This is a genomic window from Pseudomonas thermotolerans DSM 14292 (genome assembly GCF_000364625.1).
Lineage (GTDB): Bacteria > Pseudomonadota > Gammaproteobacteria > Pseudomonadales > Pseudomonadaceae > Aquipseudomonas > Aquipseudomonas thermotolerans.
Genome location: NZ_KB822607.1, coordinates 147,239 through 159,554, shown reverse-complemented (window position 1 = coordinate 159,554; position 12,316 = coordinate 147,239). Strand labels below are relative to the sequence as shown.

Here is a 12,316-nt window from a genome sequence, read left to right as displayed (position 1 = left end):
CTGGCAGACAAGGGCTACGATGCCGAGCACTTGCGCCAGTACTGCGACCGTTACCGGATGCAGCCTGTGATTCCGCTGCGAACCATGAAACGCAAGCCCAAGCCCGGCCTGCCAAGGCTGTTTGACCGCCCCAAATACCGACAGCGCAACATTATCGAGCGGATGTTCGGCTGGCTGAAGGAGAGCCGCAGGATCGGCACTCGCTACGACAAGTTGGCAAGAAGTTTTGCCGCAATGGTCACGCTGGCTTGCACGCTGCGGTGCCTACGGCAGTACTTTTCGTACAGAACCTAATGCCTGGAGCCTGCCAGGGCGGCGGACTTCGCCCGGCGGGCCTGACGCACTGGAACCGACCGAGGCATTTCCATGGCAGGCAAGCTCATTCTCATCGTCGACGACGAAGCGCCGATCCGCGAAATGATCGCCATCGCCCTCGAGATGGCCGACTACGACTGCCTGGAGGCGGAGAACGCCCAGGATGCCCATGCGCTGATCGTCGACCGCCGGCCGGACCTGGTGCTCCTCGACTGGATGCTGCCCGGCACCTCGGGCATCGAGCTGGCCAGGCGCCTGAAGCGCGACGAGCTGACCCGCGCCCTCCCGCTCATCATGCTCACCGCCAAGGGCGAGGAGGACAACAAGATCCTGGGTCTGGAGGTGGGGGCCGACGACTACATCACCAAGCCCTTCTCGCCGCGCGAGCTGGTCGCTCGCCTCAAGGCGGTGCTGCGCCGCACCACGCCGGGCGGCGGCGACGGCCCCATCGAGGTGAACGGCCTGGTCCTCGACCCGCTCGGCCACCGGGTGACCATCGACGGCCGGCCGACGGAAATGGGCCCCACCGAATACCGCCTGCTGCAGTTCTTCATGACCCACCAGGAGCGCGCCTACACCCGCGGCCAGCTGCTCGACCAAGTGTGGGGTGGCAACGTCTACGTCGAGGAGCGCACCGTGGACGTGCACATCCGCCGCCTGCGCAAGGCGCTCGGCACACGCCACGAGAACCTGGTGCAGACCGTACGCGGCACCGGCTATCGTTTCTCCACCAAGGGCTGAGCCGGGGAACCCGGTGCAAGGAACGGACAGGTGAACCAGGACTGGCGCGGCACGCTGATCCGTCAGCTGCTGCTACTGCTTGCCGGCTGCCTGCTGGTCGGCCTGCTCAGCGGCCAGTACGCCTGGGCGCTGGCCATCGGCCTGGGCGCCTGGCTGGGCTGGACGCTCTGGCAACTGCTGCGCCTGCAGGACTGGCTGAGCAACCGCCCTGACGAACCACCACCCTACAGCCGCGGCTTGTGGGGGGAGGTGTTCGACAGCCTCTACCACCTGCAGCGCCGCCAGCAGCGTGCCCGCGAGCGCCTGCAGGCGGTGATCGAGCGCATCCAGGAGTCCACCACCGCGCTGCGCGACGCGGTGGTGATGCTCGACGCCGACGGCAACCTGGAATGGTGGAACCCCGCGGCGGAGCGCCTGTTAGGCCTGAAGAGCCCGCAGGACCGCGGCCAGCCGGTGACCAACCTGGTCCGCCACCCGCGCTTCAAGGAATACTTCGAGCAGTCCAGCCACCCCGAGCCGCTGGAGCTGCCCTCACCGCTCGACGATCACTGCCGCCTGCAGCTGCACATCACCCACTACGGCCACGGCCAGCGTCTGCTGCTGGCCCGCGACGTGACCCGCATGCACCAGCTGGAGCAGATGCGCAAGGACTTCGTGGCCAACGTCTCCCACGAACTGCGCACCCCGCTGACGGTGATCGGCGGCTACCTGGAAACCCTGCTGGACGCGCCCGACGACGCCAACCCGCGCCGGCGCCGCGCCCTGGAGCGGATGCAGCAGCAGGCCCGGCGCATGCAGGCGCTGCTCGACGACCTGCTGCTGCTCGCCCGCCTGGAGGCCAGCGACTACCCGGCGGACAACCAGCCGGTGCCGGTGGCCGCGCTGCTGCGCCGCATCCAGGCAGACGCCGAGGCACTGTCCGGCGCCCGCGGGCACCGCATCGAGCTGGAAGCCGATCCGCAGCTGCACCTCAAGGGCAGCGAGCTGGAACTGCACAGTGCCTTCGCCAACCTGGTGTTCAACGCGGTCAAGTACACCCAGGACGGCGGGCAGATCCGCATCCGCTGGCGGGCCGACGCCGAGGGCGCGCACCTGGCGGTGGAAGACGACGGCATCGGTATCGAGGAGCGTCACCTGCCGCGTCTCACCGAGCGCTTCTACCGGGTCGACGCCGGGCGCGCCAGTCGCACCGGCGGCACCGGGCTCGGCCTGGCGATCGTCAAGCACGTGCTGGCGCGCCATCGCGGGCGCCTGGAGATCGTCAGCCGGGTTGGCCAGGGCAGCACCTTCACCTGCCATTTCCCGGCCAGCCAACTGCTCCGCCATCAGGAACAGGCCTGAGCCGGGCGGATACTTGCAAAGCGCCTCGTCTGCCTTCACCCTTAGTCAGCCATCAACCACGCCTGCCCGCAATGGACCCTTCCAGTAGCCCCAACCTGCTCACCTACTTCGCCGATTTCGGCCTCGTTCTCTTCGCCCTCTTCCTGGTTCTGCTCAACGGTTTCTTCGTCGCCGCCGAGTTCGCCATCGTCCGCCTCCGCGCCACCAAGGTGGAAGCCCTGGCCGAAGCCCACGGCTGGCGCGGGCATATCCTGCGCACCGTGCACAAGCAGATGGACGCCTACCTGTCGGCCTGCCAGCTGGGCATCACCCTGGCCTCGCTGGGCCTCGGCTGGGTCGGCGAGCCGGCCTTCGCCGAATTGCTGACCCCGCTGCTGCACGCCATCGGCGTGGAGTCGCCGAACGTGGTGCACGGCATCGCCTTCTTCGCCGCCTTCTCGATCATTTCCTACCTGCACATCGTGGTCGGCGAGCTGGCGCCCAAGTCCTGGGCGATCCGCCAGCCGGAGCTGCTCTCGCTGTGGACCGCGGTGCCGCTGTACCTGTTCTACTGGGTGATGTACCCGGCGATCTTCCTGCTCAACGCCAGCGCCAACGCCATCCTGCGCATCGCCGGCCAGGGCGGGCCGGGGGACCATCACGAGCACCACTACAGCCGCGAGGAGCTCAAGCTGATCCTCCACTCCAGCCGTGCCCATGACCCGGGCGACCAGGACATGCGCGTACTGGCCTCGGCGGTGGAGCTCGGCGAGCTGGAAGTGGTGGACTGGGCCAACTCCCGCGAGGACCTGGTGTACATCGAGCGCAACATGCCGCTGCACGAGATCTTCAGCATCTTCCGCCGCCACAAGTACAGCCGCTATCCGGTGTACGACGAGAAGGCCGGCGAGTTCATCGGCCTGCTGCACATCAAGGACCTGCTGCTGCAGCTGTCCCTGCTGGAGATGCTGCCCAACGCCCTCAAGCTGGAGGAGCTGATTCACCCCATCGAGCACGTGTCGCGCAACATGCCGCTGTACGACCTGCTCGAGGAGTTCCGCAAGGGCGGTTCGCACTTCGCCCTGGTCGAGGAGGCCGACGGCAAGGTGATCGGCTACCTGACCATGGAGGATGTGCTGGAAGTGCTGGTTGGCGACATCCAGGACGAGCACCGCAAGGCCGAGCGCGGCGTACTCGCCTACCAGCCCGGCAAGCTGCTGGTGCGCGGCGACACCCCGCTGTTCAAGCTGGAGCGCCTGCTCGGCCTGGACCTCGACCACATCGAGGCGGAGACCCTCGCCGGGCTGGTCTACGAGACCCTCAAGCGGGTTCCCGAGGAGGAGGAGGTCATCGAGGTGGCGGGCCTGCGCATCATCATCAAAAAGATGAAGGGACCGAAGATCGTCCTCGCCAAGGTGCTCAAGCTGGACTGAGGCGCCCGGCCGATTCCGCCACGAAAAAGCCGGCTGCCGGCCGCTCCTGTGAGGGGTACCGGCAGCCGGCGTTTGTTCCGTACAGGCGGAGCCGGCCACCCGGCTCCGCGGCGCCCCTCAGCGGGCCGCCCAAGCGTTGAAGCGCTGCTCCAGCTCCTCGCCGTGATCGACCCAGAACTCGGCGTTGACCAGCTGTGCGTTGATCAGGTTCTCCGCCGCGGTGGGCAGCTGCTGGCGGGTCTGCTCGGGCAGCGCCGCGAGGGCCGCGAGGTTCACCGGGCCGTAGGGGATGTGCTCGGAGAAGGTCTTCTGCGCCTCCGGCTGGCTGGCGAAGGCGATGAAGCGCTCGGCCAGCGCCTTGTTCTTACTGCCGCGGACGATCGCCCAGTATTCCGGGTCATACAGGCTGCCGTCCCAAACGATGCTCAGGCTGGCGCCCTCGCGCTGGGCCACGGCCACCCGGCCGTTGTAGGCGGCGGACATGACCACGTCACCGGCCACCAGCCACTGCGGCGGCTGGGCACCGGCTTCCCACCACTGGATGTAGGGCTTGATCTCGTCCAGCTTGGCGAAGGCGCGGGACACCCCCTCGGCGGTGCCGAGCACCTTGTAGAGATCCTTACGGGCCACACCGTCGGCCAGCAGGGCGGCCTCCAAGGTGTACTTGGCGCTCTTGCGCAGGCCGCGCTTGCCGGGGAATTTCTTCACGTCCCAGAAATCCGCCCAGGAACTCGGCGCTTCTGCCAGACGCTTGGCGTCGTAGGCCAGCACCATGGACCATACGTAGGTGGCCACGCCGCACTCCGTGATCACATTGGGCAGGTACTGCTCGGCATTGCCCAGCAGATCGGGATTCATGGTCTCGAACAGGCCTTCCTCGCAGCCGCGCAGCAGCTCCGGGCTCTCCACCTCCACCACGTCCCAGTTGACCTGGCCGACGTCGACCATCGCCTTGATGCGCGACAGCTCGCCGTTGTACTCGCCGGCCACCACCTTGGCGGCACCGCTGGCTTCGAAGGGTTTGAAATAGGCAGCTTCCTGTGCGGCCTTGGTGGCGCCGCCGAAGGAAATCACCGTCAGCGATTCCGGCTCGGCCGCGCTGGCGGCACCAGCCAGAAGTGCCAGGACGAACCCGGTGCGCATGCACTGCAAGGACTTTTTCATTGGAACTCCCTCACCCACGCTTTCGTGGTTATGGTTGACAGACAAAGGGTTGGGGCAGTCGTGGCCGGCAGGCTGGCCAGGGCGCAAATCCCGCGCGGGTACTCCCTCTTGTTGTAGTTTCGGGACTGCCGTTGCTAGCGGCTCTCACCGCAACCGGAACCAAGCAGTCGGTTGCGCGTACCGATCGAAGGCGTGCGGCGACCGGCCACGGCCGTAGCCGGACTGCCTCGCGCCTGCGAAGGAAATACAGGGAACGAACTCGTCCCCGGTGTTCACCGGGGCGGTGCCGGTATTCAGCTTTCGTGCCACGCAGGGAACACGCTCGAAGCCAGCGTGGCGCCATGCGGCAAGGGTGACGGCCGTCGCCCCGTGTGGAGGGGGCTATCCGCGGCCAGGATGCCTTGTGCCACCAGTCGTCACGTTCGAACACCGCCATAGCCTCGTCGGTTGCTCGTTGTCGGAATGGTCGCGATGGTGGCGCAAGGTCGAAGCCAGGAAAAATATTAAAAATGTGCTTGGGCCATATGAAAAAGCTGTCCAGAGACGCACCAACAAAGAGCGCTTGCCTTGTTATGGTTCACGCAGGGCCGGCCCCGCACCTCACTTCGCCGCGCGGGGCCTGGATTTGCGGCGGTTAGGCAGGACTCTTGCTTGATCTCCGCCCCCGACTAGAACAGCAGGTGCGCGCCCCGGCCCGAGGCATGCCGCACCAAAGAGGAACCGCCCCATGGCGTTCTATACCTTGCGACAACTCAAGTACTTCGTGACCACCGTGGAGTGCGGCAGCGTGGCCGAGGCCTCGCGCAAGCTGTACATTGCCCAGCCGTCCATCTCCACGGCCATCAAAGGGCTGGAGGAGAACTTCGGCCTGCAACTGTTCATCCGCCACCATGCCCAGGGCGTCTCTCTCACGCCCGGCGGCGCGCGCTTCTACCGCAAGGCCCTGGAGCTGCTGCGCATGGCCAAGGAGTTCGAGCAGAACGCCCTGGCCGACAACGACGTAGTGGCCGGGCAGATCGACATCGGCTGCTTCGAAACCGTCGCTCCGCTCTACCTGCCGCGACTGATCGCCGGCTTCAACCGGAAGTACCCCGGCGTGGAGATCCGCCTGCGCGACGGCGAGCAGCAGGAACTGGTGCAGGGCCTGACCAGCGGGCGCTTCGACCTGACCCTCTTCTACGAGCACGACCTGGACAGCACCATCGAGACCGAGCCGCTGATGCCAGCGCAGCAGCCCTACGCCCTGCTCCCGGAGAACCACCGTTTCGCAGCTCAGGAGAAGGTGTCGCTGCGCGACCTGGTGCTGGAGCCGATGATCCTCCTCGACGTGCTGCCCAGCCGTACCTACTTTGTGAGCATCTTCGAGGAGCTGGGCCTGCAGCCGAACATCGTGTTCGGCTCGCCGTCCATCGAGATGGTCCGCGGCATGGTCGGCCAGGGCTTCGGCTTCTCCCTGCTGGTCACCCGCCCGCATACCGACCGCACCTACGACGGCCAGCGGGTGGTCTGCGTGGAACTCGCCGAGCAGGTCACCGGCTCCGGGCTGGTCGCCGCCTGGCTGAAGCGCAGCCAGCTGACCAAGCCGGCACGGCTGTTCGTGGAGTACTGCAAGGAAGAACTGGGCGGAAGTCAGGAGGCTCTGGCAGGAAACTCCTCCGCCTGAAAAAGACCTTCGGTTCGCCCCAGCCTTTAGCTAGGAAGCCAATACCGGAGGAACTTCGACAACTTCCACTCCAGGCGCCGGCCGGAAGACCCCGGCCGGCGCCGTCGCCTCAGAAGATCTCGTAGGGATACTCGATGATCAGACGGATCTGGTCCGCGGAGACGTCGGACTTGTCGTTGCCGATGCGGTGGCTGGCGTGGCGCAGGCGGAAGGACAGGTCCTTGGCCGGGCCTTCCTGGACCACGTACTTGACGTCGATGTCACGCTCCCAGTGGGTCTCGCTGTCCGCGTAGTAGGCGTAGGGGCTGGACGGATCCATCTTGCTGCCGTCCACGTCGGTGCCGCGGATGTAACGGGCGCCAAAGCTCAGCCCCGGCACCCCGTAGGCGGCCATGTCGAGGTTGTAGAGCAGCCCCCAGGACTTCTCGTTCGGGCCGTTGAAGTCGACCAGCTGCGAGGAGTTCGCCAGGTAGATGGAGTCGTGGTAGGTGCCCGGGCCCAGACCGAGGTAGTCGAACGGCTGGTCACCGTCGATCTCCTGGTGGGTCAGGGTGAAGGTGTGCGCGCCGAGGGTGTAGGCGATGGCCAGCGACCAGGCGGTGACGTCGATGTCCCCGGCCAGTTTCTTGCCGTCGTCGTCGGTCTGGTAGATGTTGAAGTCGAAGTTCAGACCCTGGGTGTCGCTCAGCGGCAGGTTGTAGTTGACGTTGGCGTAGTACTGGCGCCAGATGTCCTTGTACTCGGAGCCGTAGAGGCTGACGCTGAACTGGTCGTTGAAGCCGTAACTGCCGCCGATGAAGTCCACGGTGTCGGTGCTCACACCGGCGTAGGCGGCGTAGAAGTCGTCATCGCCATTGGTGCTGTTGAAGTCCTTGGCAGCGGTCAGGTGGGCCGCTTCCAGATCCAGCCCCTCCAGCTCGCTGCTGGTCAGCCACAAACCGGTGGCGGTGCCCGGCACCAGGCGCGCGTCGGCGGCGGCGAATACCGGGTTGTAGGGGCGCAGGTTGTTGCCGTACTTCAGCTCGGTGTCGGAGACGCGCAGCTTCACCGCGCCGCCGGCCGAGGTGGCCTCGCCGCGGGTGCCGTCACCGTCCGGCACCAGCACGTTGGCGGAGCCCGAGTAGCCGCGCCCGCCGTCCAGCTTGATCGCCGCGTAGGCACTCAGGTCGACGCCAAAGCCCACGGTGCCCTGGGTGTAGCCGGAGGTGTAGTCGAGCTGGAAGCCCTGGCCCCATTCGCGCCTGTCGGAACGATTCACCGGATCGCCCGAGGGGGTCTTGCTGTTGTGATCCCAGAAGATGTTGCGGGTCAGGAAGTTGAGGTGACCGTCCTCGATGAAGCCCTTGCTGTCCGCTTGGTTGGCCACGGCCAGGGGGCTGCCCGCTGCGGCGGCAACCGCCAGGGCCAATAGGCGGATTCTGCTGAATGGCATGTTCTTCTTCTCCGTATGTGTGGGACATCTGTTGGCGGCAGTGGAACAGATCGTCGGGCCCTCCCTTGCCTCCTGAACGGGGCGGGAGTGTTGTAATCGGCCGGACCGGACGGGCCCGGACACCCACGGAGGGACATGTGCGAGCTTACGGATCCGGGCAAGCGACGAATGGTCGAGAGCGACAGCCAGCTGCCTGAATCCGACCTGTCGGCGGCGCGGACGGGAAAACGGGCGAACATCGGCCAGCGTCGGGCGCAGCCGCCCTGCCGGAACCCTTCCATGGAGAAGTCGGTGCAGTGCGCCGGACCGTCCGCGCTGGACGAGCCGCGCCGGAAAAGCAAAAGGCCCGCATCTGCGGGCCTTTCGTCGGGAGCACCAGGATCAGTTGATCTTGGCCGCCAGTTCGCCGCTGGCGTAGCGCTTGTACATGTTCTCCAGGGAGATCGGCTTGATCTTGGAGGCATGGCCGGCAGTGCCGAAGGCTTCGTAGCGGGCGATGCAGATGTCGCGCATGGCCTCGATGGACTTGGCCAGGTACTTGCGCGGGTCGAACTCGCTCTTGTTCTGCGCCAGGAAGCGGCGGATGGCGCCGGTGGAGGCCAGGCGCAGGTCGGTGTCGATGTTCACCTTGCGCACGCCGTGCTTGATGCCCTCGACGATCTCCTCGACCGGCACGCCGTAGGTCTCGGGGATCTCGCCGCCGAACTCGTTGATGATCGCCAGCCAGTCCTGCGGCACCGAGGAGGAGCCGTGCATCACCAGGTGGGTGTTGGGGATGCGCTTGTGGATCTCCTTGATGCGCTCGATGGCCAGGATGTCGCCGGTTGGCGGACGGGTGAATTTGTAGGCGCCGTGGCTGGTGCCGATGGCGATGGCCAGGGCGTCGACCTGGGTTTCCTTGACGAACTGCGCCGCTTCTTCCGGATCGGTGAGCATCTGGCTGTGGTCCAGGGTGCCCTCGGCGCCGATGCCGTCTTCCTCGCCGGCCTGGCCGGTTTCCAGGCTGCCCAGGCAGCCCAGCTCGCCTTCCACGGAGACGCCGCAGGCGTGGGCCATTTCCACCACCTGGCGGGTCACCCGCACGTTGTACTCGTAGTCGGTCGGGGTCTTGCCGTCCTCGCCCAGCGAGCCGTCCATCATCACCGAGGAGAAGCCCAGCTGGATGGAGCGCTGGCAGACCGCCGGGCTGGTGCCGTGGTCCTGGTGCATGCACACCGGGATGTGCGGAAATTCTTCGATGGCGGCCAGGATCAGGTGACGCAGGAAAGGCGCACCGGCGTACTTGCGGGCGCCGGCGGAGGCCTGGACGATCACCGGGGAGTCGGTCTTGTCGGCCGCTTCCATGATGGCGCGCATCTGTTCCAGGTTGTTGACGTTGAAGGCCGGCACGCCGTAGCCGTGTTCGGCGGCGTGATCCAGCAACTGGCGCATGCTGATGAGTGCCATGTTTTCCTGTCTCCCGGTTTGGGGTCGTTGTTCGTGCCAAGCCTGCCCCAGGGGCAGGCGGTGTTCAAGCATAAAACTGGGCGGCCCGCCTCGCCGGAAGCGGCGCGGATCCATGCCCGCGCCGCCCGCCGGGACGGCCCGCCACTGGTCAGGGCGCCTGGCAGCCGCGACCGATCAGGTCGTCGTCGCTCACCCAGTAGACCAGGCCTTCCTCACCCTTGGTGTGGAAGGCGATGACGTTGTCGCTGTAGAAAGCGCCCGAGCCAGCCGGCGCCTGGTGCAGGCGGTACACCCGGTCGTCACCGCCGATGCGCAGGTCGACCACGTCCCGGCTGTCATCGGCGAAGCGCCAGAGCACCTCCGCCTGAGTGTCGCAGACCCAGCGGGTCCAGCCGCCCTCACGCTCCGCCGGCGGCAGCTCGCCGCTGGTGGAGCAGGCGCCGAGCAGCGGCAGGGCGGGCAGCAAGGCAATCCATGTCTTCATGGCATCTCCCGTACGGATAGGCTGCCGGTCCACGGGGCGCGCCGGTCAGGACCGGGCGCGCTGTTCCAGCACCTCCACGGCCGGCAGGACCTTGCCCTCGACGAATTCGAGGAAGGCGCCGCCGCCGGTGGAGATGTAGGAAATCTGTTCGGCCACGCCGTACTTGTCGATGGCCGCCAGGGTGTCGCCACCACCGGCGATGGAGAACGCCGGGCTCTGGGCGATGGCCTGGGCCAGGGCCTTGGTGCCGTTGCCGAACTGGTCGAATTCGAACACCCCGACCGGGCCGTTCCACAGGATGGTCTGCGAGGCCTTGAGCATCTCGGCGAACATCGCGGCGGTCTTCGGGCCGATGTCCAGGATCATGTCGTCATCGGCCACCTCGGTGATTTCCTTGACGGTGGCCTCGGCGCTCTCGGCGAACTCCTTGGCGACCACCACGTCCATCGGCAGCGGCACGGAGACCTTGGCGGCGATGGCCTTGGCGGTGTCCACCAGGTCGGCCTCGTACAGGGACTTGCCGACCTTGTAACCGGCCGCGGCGAGGAAGGTGTTGGCGATGCCGCCGCCGACGATCAGCGAGTCGCAGATCTGGCTCAGGGAGTTCAGCACGTCCAGCTTGGTGGACACCTTGGAGCCGGCGACGATCGCGACCATCGGCCGCGCCGGCTTGTCCAGGGCCTTGCCCAGGGCCTCCAGCTCGGCGGCCAGCAGCGGGCCGGCGCAGGCGACCTTGGCGAACTTGGCCACGCCGTGAGTGGAGCCCTCGGCGCGGTGGGCGGTACCGAAGGCGTCCATCACGAACACGTCGCAGAGCGCGGCGTACTTCTGGGCCAGCTCATCGGCGTTCTTCTTCTCGCCCTTGTTGAAGCGCACGTTCTCGAACAGCACGATCTCGCCCGGCTGGATCTCGACGCCGTCCAGGTAGTCGGTGACCAGCGGCACCTCGCGACCGAGGGCCCGGGACAGGTACTCGGCGACCGGCTTGAGGCTGTTCTCCTCGCTGTACTCGCCCTCGGTGGGACGGCCCAGGTGCGAGCAGACCATCACCGCCGCGCCCTTCTCCAGGGCCAGCTTGATGGTCGGCAGCGAGGCGACGATGCGCGCGTCGCTCTTCACCTGGCCGTCCTTCACCGGCACGTTGAGGTCTTCGCGGATCAGCACGCGCTTACCCTGGAGGTCGAGATCGGTCATCTTCAGAACGGTCATGGCATCAGTCCTTCACGGGGCTGGTGGAACGGTGGAGTGGGGCCGCGACGCGCAGGTAGTGGTCGGCGACGTCGAGCATGCGGTTGGCGAACCCCCATTCGTTGTCGAACCAGGCCAGCAGGTTGACCAGCCGGGGGCCGGAAACACGGGTCTGACTGCCGTCGACGATCGCCGAATGCGGGTCGTGGTTGAAATCGCAGCTGGCGTGAGGCAGCTCGGTATAGGCCAGCAGGCCGGCCAGCGGGCCCTGCTCGGCGGCCTCGCGGAGTACCCGGTTGATCTCCGCGGCGCTGGTCGGCCGGGCGGTCTGCAGGGTGATGTCCAGGGCCGAGACGTTGACCGTCGGCACCCGGATGGCCTTGGCCTGAATGCGCCCGGCCAGCTCCGGCAGCAGGCGCTCGATGCCGCGGCCGAGGCCGGTGGACACCGGGATCACCGACTGGAAGGCCGAGCGGGTGCGGCGCAGATCCTCGTGGTGGTAGGCATCGATCACCGGCTGGTCGTTCATCGCCGAGTGGATGGTAGTGATGGACACGTACTCCAGGCCGACGGCCTCGTTGAGCAGCTTGAGCAGCGGCACCCCGCAGTTGGTGGTGCAGGAGGCGTTGGAGACCAGCCGCTCGCGGCCGCTCAGGCGGTCCTGGTTGACCCCGTAGACGATGGTGGCATCGACGTCTGCCTCGCTGGCCATCGGCTGAGAGAACAGCACCCGAGGCGCCCCGGCGGCCAGGAAGCGCTCGCCGTCGGCGCGGGTGTGGTAGACGCCGGAGCATTCCAGCACCAGATCCACGTCCAGGGCGGCCCAGTCGACGGCCTCCGGGGTCTCTGCACGAAGCACCTGCAGGCGCTCGCCGTCGATCAGCAGGTCGCCGCCGTCGACCCGCACCTCGCCAGGGAAACGGCCGTGGGTGGAGTCGAAACGGGTCAGGTATTCGAGGCTGGCCAAGTCGGCCAGGTCGTTGAGCGCCACCACCCGGAAGCCGGCCTGGGCGCCGCGCTCGTAGAGGGCGCGCAGCACGCAGCGGCCGATGCGGCCGTAGCCGTTGAGGGCGACACGATAGGACGGGGTCCGGAACATGGGGGGCTGTCTGCTCGTCGACCTGGAGACG

The 12,316-nt window shown here is 66.9% G+C and carries 12 protein-coding genes; 5 read left to right on the top strand and 7 right to left on the bottom strand.

Features of this window, described 5'->3' with window-relative positions:
• The 4 genes from H165_RS0109060 to H165_RS0109045 all read left to right on the top strand — a co-directional run.
• Positions 1 to 294, top strand: a 294-nt coding sequence (locus H165_RS0109060; RefSeq protein WP_017938614.1) for an IS5/IS1182 family transposase, incomplete at its 5' end; no start/stop codon positions are given.
• 72 nt (positions 295 to 366) lie between these two features.
• Positions 367 to 1,056: a phosphate regulon transcriptional regulator PhoB gene (gene phoB / locus H165_RS0109055; RefSeq protein ID WP_017938613.1), complete on the top strand. Its 690-nt coding sequence runs from the start codon at positions 367 to 369 to the stop codon at positions 1,054 to 1,056.
• A gap of 30 nt (positions 1,057 to 1,086) precedes the next feature.
• Positions 1,087 to 2,397 (top strand): phosphate regulon sensor histidine kinase PhoR, encoded by a 1,311-nt coding sequence (gene phoR / locus H165_RS0109050; RefSeq protein ID WP_017938612.1) that lies wholly within the window; start codon positions 1,087 to 1,089, stop codon positions 2,395 to 2,397.
• Between the two features lie 71 nt (positions 2,398 to 2,468).
• Complete coding sequence (locus tag H165_RS0109045; RefSeq protein WP_017938611.1) at positions 2,469 to 3,809, top strand: hemolysin family protein; 1,341 nt, start codon at positions 2,469 to 2,471, stop codon at positions 3,807 to 3,809.
• Between the two features lie 117 nt (positions 3,810 to 3,926).
• Here H165_RS0109045 and H165_RS0109040 read toward each other — a convergent pair whose 3' ends face one another.
• Positions 3,927 to 4,973 carry an ABC transporter substrate-binding protein gene (locus tag H165_RS0109040; RefSeq protein ID WP_017938610.1) on the bottom strand — a complete coding sequence of 349 codons (1,047 nt, stop codon included), beginning with the start codon at positions 4,971 to 4,973 and terminating at the stop codon, positions 3,927 to 3,929.
• A 144-nt stretch (positions 4,974 to 5,117) separates the two neighbouring features.
• On the bottom strand, positions 5,118 to 5,282 hold the full coding sequence (locus tag H165_RS20230) for an aldehyde dehydrogenase family protein (RefSeq protein WP_155943598.1): 165 nt from the start codon (positions 5,280 to 5,282) through the stop codon (positions 5,118 to 5,120).
• Between the two features lie 418 nt (positions 5,283 to 5,700).
• Here H165_RS20230 and H165_RS0109035 point away from each other — a divergent pair, with 418 nt between their 5' ends.
• Positions 5,701 to 6,636, top strand: coding sequence for a LysR family transcriptional regulator (locus tag H165_RS0109035; RefSeq protein ID WP_017938609.1), 936 nt, complete (start codon positions 5,701 to 5,703; stop codon positions 6,634 to 6,636).
• Positions 6,637 to 6,745: 109 nt separating this feature from the next.
• Here the strand turns inward: H165_RS0109035 and H165_RS0109030 are convergent, their stop codons facing one another.
• The 5 genes from H165_RS0109030 to epd all read right to left on the bottom strand — a co-directional run bounded on the left by H165_RS0109030 (position 6,746) and on the right by epd (position 12,285).
• Positions 6,746 to 8,068, bottom strand: coding sequence for an OprD family porin (locus tag H165_RS0109030; RefSeq protein ID WP_026146493.1), 1,323 nt, complete (start codon positions 8,066 to 8,068; stop codon positions 6,746 to 6,748).
• Between the two features lie 381 nt (positions 8,069 to 8,449).
• The gene (gene fba, locus H165_RS0109025; RefSeq protein WP_017938607.1) at positions 8,450 to 9,514 is read right to left on the bottom strand and encodes a class II fructose-bisphosphate aldolase; all 1,065 of its coding nucleotides are present in this window, start codon (positions 9,512 to 9,514) and stop codon (positions 8,450 to 8,452) included.
• A 148-nt stretch (positions 9,515 to 9,662) separates the two neighbouring features.
• Entirely contained in the window at positions 9,663 to 9,998 is a 336-nt protein-coding gene (locus tag H165_RS0109020) for an MliC family protein (RefSeq protein WP_017938606.1), read from the bottom strand.
• A gap of 45 nt (positions 9,999 to 10,043) precedes the next feature.
• Positions 10,044 to 11,207 (bottom strand): phosphoglycerate kinase, encoded by a 1,164-nt coding sequence (locus H165_RS0109015; protein WP_017938605.1) that lies wholly within the window; start codon positions 11,205 to 11,207, stop codon positions 10,044 to 10,046.
• 4 nt (positions 11,208 to 11,211) lie between these two features.
• Positions 11,212 to 12,285: an erythrose-4-phosphate dehydrogenase gene (epd, locus tag H165_RS0109010; protein ID WP_017938604.1), complete on the bottom strand. Its 1,074-nt coding sequence runs from the start codon at positions 12,283 to 12,285 to the stop codon at positions 11,212 to 11,214.
• Between the last annotated feature and the right edge of the window lie 31 nt (positions 12,286 to 12,316).